16 protein-coding genes are annotated in these 16,199 nt (G+C 43.5%); 7 read left to right on the top strand and 9 right to left on the bottom strand.

The features are described from left to right. Window positions 1-53 precede the first annotated feature (53 nt). Window positions 54-2,039 (bottom strand): DUF8202 domain-containing protein, encoded by a 1,986-nt coding sequence (locus BMX95_RS10895; protein ID WP_081204482.1) that lies wholly within the window; start codon window positions 2,037-2,039, stop codon window positions 54-56. 388 nt (window positions 2,040-2,427) lie between these two features. On the opposite strand from BMX95_RS10895, the gene BMX95_RS10890 reads away from it, so the two are divergent. Beyond that, window positions 2,428-3,042, top strand: a complete 615-nt coding sequence (locus tag BMX95_RS10890; protein WP_081204481.1) for an alpha-ketoglutarate-dependent dioxygenase AlkB family protein — start codon at window positions 2,428-2,430, stop codon at window positions 3,040-3,042. A gap of 2 nt (window positions 3,043-3,044) precedes the next feature. On the opposite strand, the gene BMX95_RS10885 is transcribed toward BMX95_RS10890, so the two are convergent. Both BMX95_RS10885 and BMX95_RS10880 read right to left on the bottom strand, forming a co-directional pair. Then, on the bottom strand, window positions 3,045-3,830 hold the full coding sequence (locus BMX95_RS10885; protein WP_081204480.1) for a hypothetical protein: 786 nt from the start codon (window positions 3,828-3,830) through the stop codon (window positions 3,045-3,047). 101 nt (window positions 3,831-3,931) lie between these two features. Then, a complete protein-coding gene (locus tag BMX95_RS10880) occupies window positions 3,932-5,056 on the bottom strand; it encodes a metallophosphoesterase family protein (RefSeq protein WP_081204479.1) in 1,125 nt (374 codons plus the stop codon). A 171-nt stretch (window positions 5,057-5,227) separates the two neighbouring features. Between BMX95_RS10880 and ku the strand changes: the two genes are divergently transcribed. The 3 genes from ku (at window position 5,228) to BMX95_RS10865 (ending at window position 9,496) form a co-directional block, all read left to right on the top strand. Continuing rightward, the gene (gene ku, locus BMX95_RS10875) at window positions 5,228-6,004 is read left to right on the top strand and encodes a non-homologous end joining protein Ku (protein ID WP_081204478.1); all 777 of its coding nucleotides are present in this window, start codon (window positions 5,228-5,230) and stop codon (window positions 6,002-6,004) included. Between the two features lie 480 nt (window positions 6,005-6,484). Beyond that, window positions 6,485-6,946, top strand: coding sequence for an HRDC domain-containing protein (locus BMX95_RS10870; RefSeq protein WP_081204477.1), 462 nt, complete (start codon window positions 6,485-6,487; stop codon window positions 6,944-6,946). Between the two features lie 150 nt (window positions 6,947-7,096). Then, window positions 7,097-9,496, top strand: a complete 2,400-nt coding sequence (locus tag BMX95_RS10865) for an ABC transporter permease (protein ID WP_081204476.1) — start codon at window positions 7,097-7,099, stop codon at window positions 9,494-9,496. Window positions 9,497-9,508: 12 nt separating this feature from the next. On the opposite strand, the gene BMX95_RS10860 is transcribed toward BMX95_RS10865, so the two are convergent. The 5 genes from BMX95_RS10860 to BMX95_RS10840 all read right to left on the bottom strand — a co-directional run bounded on the left by BMX95_RS10860 (window position 9,509) and on the right by BMX95_RS10840 (window position 13,502). Beyond that, window positions 9,509-9,901 (bottom strand): acyl-CoA thioesterase, encoded by a 393-nt coding sequence (locus tag BMX95_RS10860; protein ID WP_081204475.1) that lies wholly within the window; start codon window positions 9,899-9,901, stop codon window positions 9,509-9,511. Window positions 9,902-9,993: 92 nt separating this feature from the next. Continuing rightward, complete coding sequence (locus tag BMX95_RS10855; protein ID WP_081204474.1) at window positions 9,994-10,842, bottom strand: sialate O-acetylesterase; 849 nt, start codon at window positions 10,840-10,842, stop codon at window positions 9,994-9,996. 19 nt (window positions 10,843-10,861) lie between these two features. Then, window positions 10,862-11,416 carry a TetR/AcrR family transcriptional regulator gene (locus BMX95_RS10850; protein ID WP_081204473.1) on the bottom strand — a complete coding sequence of 185 codons (555 nt, stop codon included), beginning with the start codon at window positions 11,414-11,416 and terminating at the stop codon, window positions 10,862-10,864. A gap of 67 nt (window positions 11,417-11,483) precedes the next feature. Further along, window positions 11,484-12,995 (bottom strand): alpha-amylase family glycosyl hydrolase, encoded by a 1,512-nt coding sequence (locus BMX95_RS10845; protein ID WP_081204472.1) that lies wholly within the window; start codon window positions 12,993-12,995, stop codon window positions 11,484-11,486. A 222-nt stretch (window positions 12,996-13,217) separates the two neighbouring features. Next, window positions 13,218-13,502, bottom strand: a complete 285-nt coding sequence (locus BMX95_RS10840) for a CehA/McbA family metallohydrolase domain-containing protein (protein WP_133054087.1) — start codon at window positions 13,500-13,502, stop codon at window positions 13,218-13,220. Window positions 13,503-13,769: 267 nt separating this feature from the next. On the opposite strand from BMX95_RS10840, the gene BMX95_RS10835 reads away from it, so the two are divergent. From BMX95_RS10835 to BMX95_RS10825, 3 genes are read left to right on the top strand one after another with little or no spacing between them, the layout of a single operon-like run. Continuing rightward, the gene (locus tag BMX95_RS10835; RefSeq protein ID WP_081204470.1) at window positions 13,770-13,988 is read left to right on the top strand and encodes a hypothetical protein; all 219 of its coding nucleotides are present in this window, start codon (window positions 13,770-13,772) and stop codon (window positions 13,986-13,988) included. A gap of 12 nt (window positions 13,989-14,000) precedes the next feature. Beyond that, window positions 14,001-14,954 carry an RHS repeat domain-containing protein gene (locus tag BMX95_RS10830; RefSeq protein WP_207631726.1) on the top strand — a complete coding sequence of 318 codons (954 nt, stop codon included), beginning with the start codon at window positions 14,001-14,003 and terminating at the stop codon, window positions 14,952-14,954. 7 nt (window positions 14,955-14,961) lie between these two features. Continuing rightward, window positions 14,962-15,345 carry a hypothetical protein gene (locus BMX95_RS10825; RefSeq protein WP_081204469.1) on the top strand — a complete coding sequence of 128 codons (384 nt, stop codon included), beginning with the start codon at window positions 14,962-14,964 and terminating at the stop codon, window positions 15,343-15,345. An 84-nt stretch (window positions 15,346-15,429) separates the two neighbouring features. On the opposite strand, the gene BMX95_RS10820 is transcribed toward BMX95_RS10825, so the two are convergent. Then, window positions 15,430-16,188, bottom strand: coding sequence for a head GIN domain-containing protein (locus BMX95_RS10820; protein WP_081204468.1), 759 nt, complete (start codon window positions 16,186-16,188; stop codon window positions 15,430-15,432). Window positions 16,189-16,199: the final 11 nt, after the last annotated feature.

The following is a 16,199-nucleotide window of genomic DNA, read 5'->3' as shown; positions in this document are numbered from 1 at the left end:
AGATAAGGATAGGTTTACCGGATTGGGATTATGAATTTGAGTTGCAGAGACTATTAAAGCACCTGTAGGCTACGGGAATCAACGCCATCTTTGGTAACCACCGTAATTGTATAGTTGCCTGCGGTCATAAGATGACCAGGGAAACGGTATTCTGTATTGTTCTTACCAGTCATTTCCTGCATCTTATTGCCTTTCATGTCATAGATGCCCACCTTTACATCGGTGGCCTGTGGGAATGACACACTGATGGTGAAGTTACCGTCTATGGAAGGTGATGGATAAACCGAAACATGTTGCAGTGCTTTGCCGGTCACATTCACCGTATCGCTGAACACACAACCCGCTTTGCTGGTAGCCTTTACTACATAGGTGCCTGGTTGTTTTACGGTTATTTGCGGTGTAGCTGCATTGAACCCGTTCTGACATGTCCATTGATAACTGGTGGCATCACCGGGCGTTATATGCTGTGCCGCATCCAGTAACAACTCTCCTGTTGCCGGCAATGCCTGGTTGGGTTCCAAGCCCATCTGCAGGCGTTGCGCAACCGGCGCCGGCATTTGCAGGGTGCGAATATCCTGATGGCCTTTACTGTCTTTGACAACCACGCGGTAGGTGCCAACACGCAGGTTGCTAACATCTACCAAGGTTTTGTTATAGAAGGTACCGTTCGATACCACATCACCTTGCGCATTTGTTACCAGGTAGACGTAGGGCGCCTGGCCGCCAATTGCCTGTAACCGTACACTACCTGCATCTGCAGATACACAGGAAGGCGTATCTACCACGTTCATTTTTACCAACAGGTCTTTGGCCACGGCAAAACCAAACAGATCGTTGCCCGACTGGTCAGTATCCCACCTCACATTGCGATAGATGACCTGGCCGTCGGCAGTAACACTGTCGGGGAAATAATAATTCAGGCTGTCAACCGGAAAACCTTTGTAAGCACCGGGGTTTACAACAAGCCAGTATTTACCCGTGCCCAGCAATTGCTGGTTTAATTGAATGGTTGTATTCAAAGTATGGGCACCTGGACCACTGGCATTCATCAGCCATTGCCTGTTCACCAGTTGCAACTGACCATCAGCTGTAGTCGATTTACCAAATGATTTATTGTTATCGCCCCATACCAGGTAATTGCCATTGGCAAGGGTGTCGGTATTGGCGGCGTTGGTGGCCATAAACCGGCCATTACTGATGGCCAGCAAGCCATCGGGGTCAATGGCACTGATCGATTGCTTTTGATGAAGGGAAAAGAAATCTTCCCGCCCAAGCCCCGTTGTACGATAAGCGAAATCTTTATTTTTATCGGCATTCCAAAGTACGGTTTCACCGGCGCTTACATAGTTTCCTTTTGCAAGGGGAATACCATATTTAATCGCCAAATAAGTTTCGTATTGAATTTGCGTAAGAACATCCAGGCTTCTGTCAAAAACCAACAGCTCTGCTATAGTGCCTTTAAATGGCCGGGTATTGTTTTGAGTTACACCAAACAACAGGTAGGCGTTTTCGCTTATGGCGGCAGTGGACGGCCAGTTTTGAATAACGGTGCTTAACAAAGCAAACCCACCATTAATACCGATGTCATTTACGCTGCTATCAGGCCCCATAACGCGGTGGGTGGTCATCATCATTTTATGTGCCGCGGCATTACCTGCGCCCCACACGCCCGTTTCAACGGTATCTGCCGGCTGAATCACGGCTATAACCGTAACTTCAGCCATACTATCTACATTACAGGGAATACTTAAGGAATCACTAAAACCATTAAAACGAAAAGCGGGATTGTAATTGAGCGAGCTGTTCACACGCACCGGTTGTCCAAAGATCGATGCATTGTGGCCCTGGCCGGTGGCATCTTTCCAGAAGCCATTGAGGGTACCGGTATTATCGGCACGCAGCCACACGACCGGATAGTCTGCGGAACTGAGGTTTTGGCCAAACGAGCCTATGCTCGTCAATAAAAGCAGGGCAAAGAGCAGGTGAATGAAATAACGGTTTGGAAAAACCGATTTCACTGCCAGGTTTTCACTGGTCATCAGGGTACGATTTAGGTTAATATTCTACGGTATGATTACCAGCCGCGAATGTATGGTGTGAAATCTACATGTGCAAGTTGATTAACAAAAAATAATCATATGGGCCGTTAGAGTACAGGAAGATATTCGCATAACCCTTTCAGTATACGTTTGTTAGTTATAAATTTTAGTAAGTCACTTTTTGATGAATGGCCACCATTTGTACCTGAGAAAACCGGGAAGCATTAAGCAGTGCTAATAACCAGTATTAGTGAACACGATAAAGTGGTTACTACCCTATTTTTCTATTGCTGCCAACATCCATACGGTTATCAGCAGCGTAATGTTACAAATATTAAAAATACTAAATTAATTAGCAACTCTTAACACTTATTCGTAAATTTGCAACATGAATTTGTTTGGAGATGCGGCGTTTTTTGATCCGGGCAGGAAGCAATATAAAGACTTTGAATTACCGGATACCGAATTACGTCTGTGGCAGCAGTTTTTTTCTAAAGAGGAATCTGACCATTATTTCGGGCATTTGTTAGCTAATTCGCCCTGGCAACAAAGGAAAAGAAAGATGTATGATAAAACCGTCCTCGATCCCCGGTTAACGGCTTATTATGGCGGCCCAAATGGTTTAGAGTGGACGCCGGAACTTTTAGCCATTAAAGCAAAGGTGGAAGCAGAATGCGGTCATATCTTTAACCGGGTGTTGTTAAATTATTATCGGGATGGCAGTGATTCCGTATCCTGGCACAGTGATACATTACCTGCAGACGGCAAACACCATCATATTGCCTCTGTTACTTTTGGCGATACCCGTTTATTTAAAGTGCGACATAAGTTCAGAAAAGATATCACGCAGTTCGAAATTCCGCTTACTCATGGGTCCTTTCTGTTAATGGGTGAAACCATGCAGGACTTTTATGAACACCACGTTCCTAAAACAGCCCGGCCGGTAGGCCCACGTATCAATCTTACCTTTCGTATTTCCGATTTTAAAAAATCAAATAATTAAACCTACAACTTCTCAAATTTCAGGATCACTCCTGCTTTGATCTCCAGGATCCGCAGGGGTGAATTATATACCTGCGCTACTTTATGCTCATGAACATCCTGGGTACTTACATTTATAAATTTCACCAGCATTGGTTTGCCATCTACCGGATTGAAATCCTGCTCATCTTTCAGGTGTTTGGTATTGATATAATCAAGGTTGCCACCACGGATGGTGTTCATGCTGACATCGAGCAGAACAGGCAGTTTCTTTTGGCGCTTTGAATGTATAGACGGATTGATCTGAAAGCCAACACCGGCACCCCAATAAAAGGTGTTATCATTGATCAGCTTTTTTTTCTCGAGTGGATGACAACCCATGGGATCACTCGGGTCCTCGATGGAAATATCACTATAAAAATTATAGGACCCTGCTTTTGCATTGATATAAGGCACAATCAGATGGTTGTTTTCATCCAAAAACTGATACCTGGCCTGAATGTTCGCATTAAACACGCTGCTGCTGTAATTAACCGGTACCACGGTGGGATTTGCGTCGAAGTAAAAAGTTTGATCGATCTTTTTATAAGCATAGATGCCACACCCCAGTTCCAGGCCTACAGAGAGATTTTTTAAATGATTTGGCAACGAGTATAAGCCACCAATATTAAAACTATGAATTGCCTGAATGTTCTTAGCCATTTGTTGTTGCGGTAAACCCAGGCTGTAATTACCTAAAAATTTAAAAGACTGACTGTTAGCATCCACATTCAAAAAACAACCGATGAAGATTGCAGCAATGATTTTCATAACAGTAGTTTTGGCTGACAGAAATAACACAATCTCTCTATGAAGTTAGGCAACTCCCAAACCAGAAAGAAATTATCTATGTTAAATCAGTTGCCGGCCGCCTACCCCGAACAGGACATTTCGAATTTATCCGTCAGTATCGATGTTGTTTCCTGACCCGGTCTGGCTTCATGCGGTATGGAAAAGTATTCCCCGGTTACCAGCACGCCTTTATCGGTTTTTTCAATCGAGATCTTCAAAAAACCATGTCTGTCGTCACAGAAATGCTCCAGACGAACCTGATCGGTTAAAGTGTCATCCGCAGCAAAATTTTTATCTCCCTCTTTAACCAGACTATGCAAGTCATCGTAACCACCGGCACCTGCAACAATATAACGAACCATTGAGCCATTGGCATACTGGCGGCTAAATCGCTGATAATTGTGCACATGTCCGCTGAAAACAATATCAGGAAGCACGCCTGATTCTATAAAAGCGTTTTCCAGAAATTCAATCATGTAAGCGCTTGCACCGTGGTTGGAATCCGCCGAATAAGGGGCATGGTGCACACAGACAATCAACGCTTTCCCCTGTCCCTGCGAGCGGGCAATTTTAAGTTCGCGAATAAACCAGTCCCGCTGTTGGTCTGTGATCGTTCCAAACTTTGTGGTATTTCCATAGAGGCCGATGATGTTGGCCAGCGGCGTTTCCAACGTCCAGTAAACATTTGGCTGTATCATACTTTTCCTGTTTACATCAACGCTGAAAGGGACAGGGCGGGATTCAACGTCGCAAAAGACCTTCATAAAGGCGTCGAGGCTATTATAAGGTTTGGCGTTTGGATTAATATCACCATCGTGGTTGCCGGGAATGGCAAACACCGGTCCCGGATAATCACGATACGGTTCAAAAAACTGCGGATAATAATTCGCAGCTTCCCCATAAGTGTATACTACATCACCCAGGTGGTATAAAAACTGAGGTTTATCTTTCAAAGCAGGCGCTTCCAGGTATTGCCGCTTCATTTCACCGGCGACAATCCGTTGAAAATTACCGCCGTATAGGCTGCCCGTATCACCCACCATGTGAAATACCATTTTTTCAGTACCAATGTTAGGTATCACGGAATGCAAATCCAGGTGAAAAGGATATTTGCCTGTAGGTTCAGGCAGTGGTTTGAATTTGAAGGAATCGTCCGGCTGATTCTTTTTGAAAACCGGGTAGGTAACTTTTCTTACTAAAGGCATCCGCAAAGTTAGCCAATAACCATTAAGAACAGGTTAATTAATGGTGCCTGCCTCAAATCACCGCGCAACATTTAATGGCATAAAAATTCCATGTACCTTTGTAAACCTACTTCCACCCATTGATTTCGATTCTCCCGTATCCATTATTCGCAAACTTTTAAACTATTTGGTATGCGGTCAATGTGGAAGGGCAGCCTGGGGTTTGGCCTTGTAAACATCCCCGTCAAAATGTACGTGGCAACAGAAGAATCGACTATTTCATTTATGCAGCTGGATGCAAAAGATCACGCCAGGATACGTTACAAAAAAGTAAACGAAAATACAGGTAAAGAACTGCACCAGGAAGATATTGTGAGAGGTTACGAAATTGATGGACAGGTAGTAATCGTAGAGGACAGCGACCTGGAGAAGGCGATGCCTGAAAAAATTGACCATCTGGAAATCCTCCAGTTTGTGGATGAAAAGGAAATTGATGCGGTGTATTATGAAAAGCCGTATTACCTGGAACCTGAAAAGCAGGGCATAAAGGCGTATGCATTACTTCGGGATGCGCTTCTTTTGGAGGGAAAGGTTGGCCTGGGGCTGCTCGTTTATCACAACAAAGAGTGGCTGTGCCTCATCAAGGCCATGAGAAAGGTGTTAGTAATGCACCGGTTACGGTTTACTGATGAAATTCGCAGCGAAAAAGGCCTGGCCATTCCTGATACCGACGTGAAGAAAGACGAACTTAAAATGGCCAGCATGCTTATTAGTCAACTCACCAGCCCATTTAAACCTGACGATTACAAAGATACCTATTCAGAGAAGCTTATGGCTGTAATTGAAGCCAAATCTAAAGGCAAAGCTCCCAAAACACTTAAAGTGGTGCATAACGCGACTACAACTGATCTAATGGCGAAACTGAAAGAAAGTTTGAATACCAAACGATCTTCAAAGAAAGCGTCGTAAAGGCAGTTATTACTGGTATTGAGCCGGGTTTGCGCCCTGCTTTGTTCGGACTTTGTTCGGGTTTTCCCTGTGTACGCCCGAACATCCCCGGGGAGAGTCCGAACAAAGTCCGAACAATACCCGGCGTAATACCGGCACAATCCCGGCTTTCTTAGTCCTTTACTCAGCTCCCAGTCTCCACCTGGTCATGTTCGGGATTTCTTTTGCTTTTCCCGAAGAAAACAGGGTGTTTCTCCAGGGAAGACCCGAAGAAATCCCGAACAAAAACGAGCCTGAAAGCTAATAAATATATGATTTTCAATACATTATTACTTCATAAAGACTTCACACATCTCATAAGTCACTGTCAATCAAATTATATTGTGACCCGTAGTATCACACGCATAGGGAGTATTGTTAGTGTTAATAACTTATAAAATATATTCATAATATTTCAATAACTTTTTCGTAAATTCACAGACACTAATCATAACCGTTAATATGAAAATTAAACACTTCCAGCTAAGGCTGGCAAACGACTGTCTTCAAGCCGATGAAGACAACTTAAATGAGTTTTTGAAAACGGTTGTTGTTGAAAAAACCATACAACAACTTGTTATGGTGGGACAAACACCGTATTGGTCAGTTTTGGTTTTCTACAATGTCGTTACATCGTTTGGAAAACATAAACAGGAAAAAACTGCAATTGACATTTCCTCATTTACAAAAGATGAAAAAGCAAGGTATGAAGCCTTACGCACCTGGCGCAGCGAGTCAGCACGGCAACAGGCATTACCAGGCTATATCTTAGCCTCAAACGCTGAACTTGCCACAATAGCAAGACTTAATCCAACTTCAGTAGAAGAGCTTCAGACAGTAAAAGGTATGGGTGAAAAGAAGATCAGCAAGTATGGTGAGGAAATAATTTATTTACTGAATGCAGACAATACTAACGTTTTATAACCTGCACTTTAACGAAAATGAACGTCCGATGTATCGAAAACGGACAACACCTGAATTTAATTCATCAATAATAATTTGAATAGCAAAAGTTTACAAAAAGGAACAGTATTTGGAATTTACCTGGCAACCAATAACTAATGAATTGATGTTATGATAAAGAACTATCTGAAAATGGCCTTTCGTAACATGGCAGCCAATAAGCTTTTCACTTCGCTTAATGTTGCCGGGCTTAGTATTGGTATGTGCGTATGTATTACTTTGTTTGCCTCCATTTCATACGAACTGAGTTTTGACCGCATGTATAAAAACTCAAAGAACATTTACCGGGTAAACATGCAGACTGATGCCCAATACAATTACCAGGTATGGGCACAGTTACCCAACTCAGTTGGGCCTGCTATTGTTCAAACGATCCCGCAGGTAAAATCCATGACCCGGCTTATCAAGCATGATTTTGGTGCCCGGGTCTCCATAAAAACCGACGACCGGAATTTCACCGAAAAACGATTGTACATGGCCGACGCTGCGGTTTTTAATATGTTCGATATCAAATTTACAGAGGGCAGCGCACAATCGGCATTTGCACAACCTAAGTCAATAGTTCTTTCACAATCAGCCAAGGAAAGGCTGTACGGTAAAGAACCGGCGTTCGGAAAGATCATTTACGTAAATAACCACGACACCCTGTATGTATCGGGTGTTTATGCCGACCTGCCGGTTAACAGCACCATTGATTGCGACATGATCTATAACATCATGGATTCATGGGCCGGCAAAGATGTCTATTGGAGTAATTCCAGTTATGAAACCTACTGTCTGTTGCAACCTGGCGGAGATGTACAGCAGGTACAGGCACAAGCTACGGCACTCATTGATAAAAATGTAAAAAAGGAAAATAAGTATTTCAGCAATTTCATATTCCAGGCGCTTTCGGATATTCACCTCTATTCTGCAGACATACGTGAAGGATATTCCGGCAGAATAGGCAACATCAGCACAGTAAAAGCATTATTATTTTTATCGTTGCTGGTGTTGATCATTGCCTGCATTAATTACATGAACATGGCTACTGCACGTTCACAGGAACGCGCAATGGGGATAGGCGTTAACAAAGTTCTAGGTGCAGATAAGGGCCGTTTACTCGGACTTCTATATGCCGAAACGGCTTTGCTTTCATTTATTGCCATTGTTATTGGTTATGTACTGGCCTTTGCTGCCCGGCCAATATTCGAAAACGTTACAGGCATTATAATTAATCCTTCGACATTATTCACCACACCCCTTATACTAAGCTTATTGGCAACATGGTTAATTGTAACCATCATGGCAGGAAGCTACCCGGCGTATTCTATGTCGCGCATTTCACCGCTTGTTTTAATGAACAAGCTAAAATTAAAACACAGTGTCGCAGACTTTGTCCGCCGGCTGTTGGTGGTATTTCAGTTTGCATCTTCCATTATCCTCATTATCTCGGTTATTGTCATCCTTCAGCAGATCAATTATATCAGAAACAAAAACCTGGGGTATAATCCGGATGGCGTAGTGACTGTTAACATAAAAGCAGCACAAAACAAGCAACAGGTTGCAGCCCTGGTGAATGATCTATCTGGAATGACTGGCGTTGAAAGTATTTCGGCAGTTCAATCCATTCCAGGCGATGTGGAAAGCGGCAGAAGCATAAAAAAACTATCGACAGATAAAGAGAGCATGCCGGTAAAAACATGCAATACAGATGGTTCAATAGTAAAGACCTTGCAACTAAAGTTATTGGCGGGCAGTTCGCTGCCGCCAACCCTTGCGGTGAGCGATACCAATTGTTACGTATTGATCAATGAAGCTGTGTTGAAATTCCTTGATTACAAATCTCCACAGGATGCCGTAGGAAGATATATTCATACAGAAATGCTTGACAAGGCTATTATCGTTGGTGTGGTAAAAAACTTCAACTACCAGTCGCTCAAAAGCGAGATAGGTGGCTATGTTTATTATGAGATGAATAAAGCTCCTGAATCGAAGAGAACCTTATTGATCCGGTACAACGCCCAACGGCTGCCCCGGTTTATAGAGCAGATGCAAAATGTGGTTAAAGCCGATATGCCGAATGCAAGCTTTGACTATGAATTTTTAGATAGTCATATCCAGAACCTGTATATCTCTGAACACCATACAGCAAGAACCGCTACCGTGTTTTCGATGTTAGCCATATTCGTAGCCTGTTTAGGATTGTTTGGATTGGCTGCTTTTATCGCTGAACAAAGAAAAAAAGAAATAGGCATTCGCAAAGTGCTGGGAGCCACCGTATCCGGCATCACGAGATTATTAACGGGCGATTTTCTTAAGCTGGTGATCGTTTCCATCCTGATTGCTTCGCCAATAGCCTGGTATCTCATGAATAACTGGCTGATGTCATTCACCTACAGGATACAGGTTAGCATCTGGGCATTTGTTATTGCAGGCTTAACGGCTGTTGCATTTGCATTGCTTACCATTAGCGCTCATGCAATAAAAGCAGCTGTGGCAAATCCTATAAGGAGCCTGAGAAGCGAATAACTTTAAAAAAGATTAGTGTTCTCTTAACCTTTCATCTGTGTAGGTAATGTGTGTTTTGCCATGAGGCCATGGTACGCCATTTTCGTCAACACTCACAAATACGATCTTTTCAATAGTTAAAATACTTTTGCGGGTAATCTTATTGCGCACTTCGCACTCAAGTGTTAAAGATGTGCGGCCAAAATGCGTGGCCTTGATCCCTAACTCGATGATGTCGCCCTGTTTGGCGGAGCTAATAAAATTGATTTCACTCATGTACTTGGTTACGCAGTGATTGGTGCCTAATTGTATTATTGCGTAGATAGCGGCTTCTTCATCGATCCAGGCCAACAAACTTCCTCCAAACAAAGTACCATGTGCATTCAGGTCTTCCGGTTTAACCCATTTTCTCGTATAAAAATTCATTCACTGTTCTTTTAAAGAACCTCAAAGATAATATATTATCCAAAAAGCCTGATAATTCCCCACTGGTGCCGGGAATTACCAGGAGAACCATGCTAACGTTGTTGTATATTACTTAATTCACTTTGAAACTGCTCCACTCCTATTTTAGCTGTTGTAAAGCGATGCTCCAGTTGAAAGATCAGCTCTTTCTGCGTATGAGGCCGGTTATAAATTTCAGCCAGGATCTTACTTTCTTCCGCCAAAGGTCTTGTAATAAATTGCCGCGTGCGGAATGCCTCATAATACCTTACACCCAGTGTCCGTAATGAGGCAGCATTGAAATGCAGGCCATCGGGATTACTGGTTAATCCTTCTGCAGTGGCAAAATAACAAAGCGCCTGCGATTGCGCATAACGCATCAATGCCTCGTTAATAAGTGGATAATTACCAAAATACTTTCCATAAATACCACTGGTCAGGAAGTCGCCTATTCCGCCAACAACGAGCGGAACATCGGCCGCATTCAATTCCTTTCGGAAAGCATCTATGAGGATCTTCAACCTGCCTTCATACTCACCGACCTTTTCAGGAAAACAATCACTTTCGCCCTGGTGCCATAGTATACCTGTTAAGGTACTGCTCCGTTGTGCCAGCTTCGCCTGCAACAATGCATGATTAAACAGCGGACCACCAATCGCCCAGTCATCCAGACTGGTTCCACCTTCAGCGCAGGGTATAAAGCCGATTTCCTCATCCGGATGTTGCATACGCCAGGCAGCGCCAAAACTACCTGCCAGCCCTATTCCGGCACTGGCGCGATCATTATGTAAAGGTTCTGCCATCATTTGCCACCGGCCATTCCTAAGCACTTTTATACCCTCGTTGATAATGGGCGGTACTTCATGACTATAACCACGTCCAGCCATATTCGACTGTCCAATCAATAAAAAAGACGCTATCATTTGTATTACTTTGTTGTTTTTACTCCATACCGATACTTCTGCGGAAGGAATACCAGGCAAGCTTTTTTATATCATTCTGCGCAATGTTGCCCGACTGGTACGCCTGTATGGTAACCGAGACCATCTGGGTAAATAACAACCTTATCCAGGTGACATTTACCTGTTCACTGATCAGTCCCCGGCGTTGTAGTTCAGGGACCAGCTGGAACCAGTTATCCCGGGCAGCTTCATAGGAAGCATTTTGTGGGACGCCCGTTGGCTTGTTTACATCCGGCTGACTTAATAACTTATGCAGGAAGATATATCGCACCCCACAGTCTATACCGGCGTATAGCATTCTCTCCAGTTGAATCAATGGGTCCTGGGTGCTGTTACAGGCTTGTAATATGGCTGTTTGCCAGGTTTGCATCATATCCTGCCGGCAAGCCTCGATCAGTTCTGTCCGGTCTGGAAAGTAACGATGTAAGGTGCGGCGGCTTAAATCAGTTTTTTCTGCTATCCGGTCTAAAGGGGCAGAAAAATCCTCATTTAAGACGGTAATGGCAGCATCCACTATCTTTTGCCTCGTATCCATGACGCAAAGGTAGGAAATATGTCACATTATTGTGACATAAATAGAAGATTATATAGAAGAGATTATTTTACGTTAACTGTGAACTACAAAAAATATCAATTGATTTTCCATCAACTGTTATAAGGATCGTATTGTTCTGAACCTGCAACGGGCTACCGGTTTTCCAGTGCTTCAACCCTTTTACCATGTTTATCACCCTTTCCGGAATTACCAGTTTATTCAGCGCAATTTGTATCGGGAACGGCATCTGCAAATAACCGTTGTTGATAATTACGAAAACAACTGTATCAAGCGCCACACGCAGAAAGGCATACACGAAATCGTCGGACCAAAGAGTAATGGTAGTGCCGTATTTGAGCGCATTGTTTCCCTTTCTTAAGCGGATGAGGTCACGCGTCCAATGATAGATCTCGAAGCTGGTGGGCTGTAGTTGCGTTGGGCGGTTGTCTGCCCCGATCAATTGCCAGGGGAAATCCCGGCGCAGGTCGGCATCATCTCTATCGTTTTTCCATCCTTCCAATCCCACTTCTGTTCCATAGTACAACTGAGGTATTCCGCGTATGGTAAAGAGGGCTCCCAGGCAAAGTTTGGTTACGCGGACAGCCCACTTCAGTCCCTCGTCTTCTCCGGTATGTTTTGTGCGTGCATGGCTCATGATGCGTTTTTGCAGGTCATGATTATCGAGCAGGGTCACCAGTTGGTTTGCGTCCCGGTAGCCGCCTTTCAGCGGGTTGTCCGCATCAAGAACGCCGTTTGGCTCGTTGTCATTAAGCCGGGGTTTTGCGAGCGAATATCGCAGGCTTTGGTCATATATAAGCGTGGAGCGTAAAGCATTGCAAAGCGGGAAATCAAAAATAGAATCAAAGTCGTGGTAGTTCTGGTATTCCAGGAGCTGTGGAATATCTTCCTTTCTCTCCAACAATACCTCACCAACTAAGAACGTATCAGGGAATGCGCCGCGCAGTTCCGTTTTAAAATAATGCCAGAACACGGGGTTTACATGTTTTACGGTATCCATTCGAATATTGGTCACTTTACCCTGCACTTTCCAGTCACGGATATTGTTAATGAAATAGTCGAGTACTTCCGGATTTGCGTGATTGAAGTCGGGCAGATCGGCCAGTTCCTCAGTAGTTTCATCATGCCCGTTAACATTGAACCAACTGCTGTCAAAATTTGGTTTAGCGCCATACCCTGCATGATTAACTACCGTATCAAGTATCACTTTCAATCCCTTTGCCTCACATGCATCAACGAAGCTGCCGAGGGTACTCATATTGGTTGAATTCGGTAAACGCGTTCCGTCTAAAAGACGCTGGTCCATCTTGTTAAAATTGGCAGGCCAGTAGTAGTGATAGGGTTCCGATGTTCCAAAGTTGCGGATGTTTTCGTAAACCGGGGTGATCCACACGGCGGTTATACCAAGTTCCAGCAAATAATCGATCTTATCAATTAGCCCATCAAGCGTGCCGCCGTGGATCTTTGAATCGGCCACTGCTGGAAAAGTCTTGTGCTGCGAAAAGAAACGGTCGGTTATTACAAAGTAAATAACATCGTCCTGTGTGATGTTCTTAGTCATATGCCTCAAGTTTGATGTGATTAATGGTAGTTAAATTTAAAAAACTACCAGTTACTGATCGGGCTGGGCTGACGAAGATCACTTTAAATGCATTGGAAATCGATTTTGTGCCCAGGCTTGCACAAAATTCGGCAGACGAATTCTATTTCTCTTACTTCGTCTATACTTTAATGTAGCTACCGAATATGATTGCTCTTTAACTCGTTTTTTCAGGGCGAAAGCTTACTTCACCCACACGGTTTGAGTAAATGCACCGTTTGCAGCCACATCCCAGGCTTCCAGCCGCACCCATTTTCTGCCGGCGAGATCAAGAGGTACATTGAAGGTTTGCTCACCAAAAGGATGGGTATATTGCAAGGAAATTCGTTCACGGTACACCTTGTTGCCATCTCCCGAAATGATCTCCGCATAGTTCATGGGGAATGTCCATTTAAGTTTGAATGAAATTGTTGTTTGTTTGCCGTTGAGGGAGATTGATTCGCCGGATGACTGGGCCGTGCCTTTCAAAAACAATTTGGGATGTCGCCAACTGCCTATGCCGCAAGCAACAAAAAAATAGATTGATGCCGGTAATGGGTAAACTTTTTTTGCTGATCCTGCCCGTATTTTATTTATTCTAACACACGTAAACTTAAAGGGTTATGCGCTTTCGGCGTTAGTGGCCGTTAGCGCCATATGATTAAATTTTGTTAATTGACTTGCACATGTAGTTTTCCAACCATACATTCGCGCTTGCTAATCATACCCCTGAATATTAACATAAATCGTACCCTAATGACCAGTGGATATCTGGCAGTAGTTTCTGTGCATCTGCACCGTTATTGCAAACATTCGCTATTTACCCTATTTCTTTTGGCGGGCATATGCTCATATGGCCAAACGCTCACTCAGGCAGATTATCCGGTTGTTTGGCTACGGGCCGATAGTACCGGCACCCTGAATGGCTTCTGGAAAGATGTTACCGGCCAGGGCCACAACGCATCAATTATATAACCGACGCTTCGGGTGAAGTGTATCAGCACCTGGAATACTTCCCATTTTGGTGAAACTTTTGTGGAAGAACATAGTAACACCAATCGTACGCCTTATCTGTTCAATGGTAAGGAGCTGGATGAAGAAACCGGACTGTATTATTATGGAGCAGGGTATTATGATCCCAGAACAAGTATCTGGCAGAGTGTTGACCCACTAAGTCACAAGTTCCCCGGATGGTCTCCTTATAGCTTTGCTTTTGATGACCCAATACGATTTGCCGACCCCACAGGAGCTGCTCCGGAAGATTTTGTAAAGGATAATAAGACCGGGCAAATACATTGGGATAAGGATGCAAAGTCTCAGGCTACAACTAAAGCAGGCGAAACTTATTTAGGTAAAGACCTTACGTTTAAGTTTAACAGCTATATTGATGCCAAGTTGTGGGATGGACCTTTGGGAAGTTTTCCTGCAGGAGATAAACTTACTTCAACTATTACGGTTACTTCAAACACTGATGCTAATAACAATTTGCTTTCAGTAGATATTAAGTCAAGTGTTGACGTTCACAAGACCGGCGGCATTATCCAGGGCGATGGCTACTTCCCGGGTCAAAAAAATGTTGCATTAAATATCAAAGGAGCTAAAAGTGGTTTTGCCACCTTTGAACAGCATGCAAAAGTGAATGGCTTTGAAGAAACGGGATTGCTGATGATGGGCTTTGAAAAAGTGAATGTTGCTCAAAAACTAACAATAGGTTTGAATGGCACTAACCTTTCGGTCACAGCAGCTACCGATATTTTCCCATCGGCAACATTATCTGTCAATAACGTTCAGTTATTCCAGTATAATCAGCCTTCTTTTAAAGCAACTCATGGCAGAGAATTAACAGGATACAGGGAGCCAATAAGTAAGGCAAATGACGGCTTAATCCCTGTTTACAGATGGCTACGACCTGCTCCGGCTTTTTATCAACGCTATAAATAAATAATCCATGAGAAACTTAACAACAAAAGTTGCGGGATATATTTTTCTTCGATACGTTCTTTATTTGACCGTAGTTTATGCTACGAATAAAGATGCCAGGTTTGTAAAGTCCTCTGATTTGAGAAGTGGCGAAGATTGGTTTTATTTTATTTGGCTGTTTGGAATTCCTGTTCTGATAGAAATGATTGTAATAGGCCCTCCCCTTTTTTACGGGCTTAAAAAAATATCAACTGCAGGTAACAGATTTGTTTTTTATCTGCTTTTTATTGGGCTATTTGCAATTGAATTTTTGATCAGTAACTGGGTATACGGCTCACAATCATCAGCAGTTTTGAAAGTCTGTATTAGTGTGCTGCTGTTCTTAATCTTATTTTTCAAACGACTGTTTTAAAATCGGGAGGGCAGTAAAGGCATTAATTAATGCCCTTACTGCCCTCCTACTCTAACGTACGTGTGTTAAATTTTTTAAACCCCGTTAACTTTTTTTGCTGATCTTGCCCGAGCCGTGCACAGCTAATTTAGTGACCTGGGCATTGCCACGGTATTCTAAATTACCGGAGCCGGAGATGAAAGCTTCAATTGAATTACTTACGCTTACTTCAATATCGCCTGAACCGGATATGGCAGCGTCGCAGGTTTCAGTTTTCAATCCAAAGGCGCTTACGTTACCGGAACCACTCAGATGGATGGTTTGCGTTTTTGTAGCCCCGTCGCGGACTTCAAAATTGCCGGAACCCGAGAAAGACATCTTTGAACGGTCGGACTGCAGCCGGGCCAATTTCATATTACCGCTGCCGCTTCTTGCAATAGAGATACTGGCCCCTTTAACGGTTCCCGCAATGGTCATATTTCCGGAGCCACTTAAGCTAAGATCAAAGTCGCCGGTGCCACCGAGATCAGATTCACAGGTGAGGTTACCGGAACCGGATTTGTTAAGTGCATCCAGATTTTTATAGGTGATCTCCAGTTTGATCTTTATGTTCTTATAAGACCCTTTTTCAAGTGAGACCCTTAACTTGTTGCCGTTTGTTTCGGTAAGAATTCTTTTGGTATCAATATTCTCCGCAATAATTTTCACCGATGTTTCATTTCCCTGTCGAAGCACGGCGTCGAAACTGCCGCCAATGTCAAGTTTGGTAACGTCAGAAACTTTTCTTGTTTCTGTTTGCTGGGCAGACACTGCACCGGCTACCAATAATGAACCCAACAGCAAAAAGGTTGATATAATTCTCATACGTTATATTT

Source organism: Niastella yeongjuensis, from assembly GCF_900110245.1.
Lineage (GTDB): Bacteria > Bacteroidota > Bacteroidia > Chitinophagales > Chitinophagaceae > Niastella > Niastella yeongjuensis.
Note: the sequence above shows the minus strand (reverse complement) of the source record. Positions and strands in the feature narration are given on the sequence as shown.

What these genes read in the sequence shown, in the direction of transcription:
- BMX95_RS10880 (WP_081204479.1), bottom strand. Translation starts at nt 5,056, where the DNA reads ATGCCTTTAGTAAGAAAAGTTACCTACCCGGTTTTCAAAAAGAATCAG.
- BMX95_RS10890 (WP_081204481.1), top strand. Translation starts at nt 2,428, where the DNA reads ATGAATTTGTTTGGAGATGCGGCGTTTTTTGATCCGGGCAGGAAGCAA.
- BMX95_RS10835 (WP_081204470.1), top strand. Translation starts at nt 13,770, where the DNA reads ATGACCAGTGGATATCTGGCAGTAGTTTCTGTGCATCTGCACCGTTAT.
- BMX95_RS10860 (WP_081204475.1), bottom strand. Translation starts at nt 9,901, where the DNA reads ATGAATTTTTATACGAGAAAATGGGTTAAACCGGAAGACCTGAATGCA.
- ku (WP_081204478.1), top strand. Translation starts at nt 5,228, where the DNA reads ATGCGGTCAATGTGGAAGGGCAGCCTGGGGTTTGGCCTTGTAAACATC.
- BMX95_RS10865 (WP_081204476.1), top strand. Translation starts at nt 7,097, where the DNA reads ATGATAAAGAACTATCTGAAAATGGCCTTTCGTAACATGGCAGCCAAT.
- BMX95_RS10895 (WP_081204482.1), bottom strand. Translation starts at nt 2,039, where the DNA reads ATGACCAGTGAAAACCTGGCAGTGAAATCGGTTTTTCCAAACCGTTAT.
- BMX95_RS10885 (WP_081204480.1), bottom strand. Translation starts at nt 3,830, where the DNA reads ATGAAAATCATTGCTGCAATCTTCATCGGTTGTTTTTTGAATGTGGAT.
- BMX95_RS10820 (WP_081204468.1), bottom strand. Translation starts at nt 16,188, where the DNA reads ATGAGAATTATATCAACCTTTTTGCTGTTGGGTTCATTATTGGTAGCC.
- BMX95_RS10850 (WP_081204473.1), bottom strand. Translation starts at nt 11,416, where the DNA reads ATGGATACGAGGCAAAAGATAGTGGATGCTGCCATTACCGTCTTAAAT.
- BMX95_RS10855 (WP_081204474.1), bottom strand. Translation starts at nt 10,842, where the DNA reads ATGATAGCGTCTTTTTTATTGATTGGACAGTCGAATATGGCTGGACGT.
- BMX95_RS10825 (WP_081204469.1), top strand. Translation starts at nt 14,962, where the DNA reads ATGAGAAACTTAACAACAAAAGTTGCGGGATATATTTTTCTTCGATAC.
- BMX95_RS10845 (WP_081204472.1), bottom strand. Translation starts at nt 12,995, where the DNA reads ATGACTAAGAACATCACACAGGACGATGTTATTTACTTTGTAATAACC.
- BMX95_RS10870 (WP_081204477.1), top strand. Translation starts at nt 6,485, where the DNA reads ATGAAAATTAAACACTTCCAGCTAAGGCTGGCAAACGACTGTCTTCAA.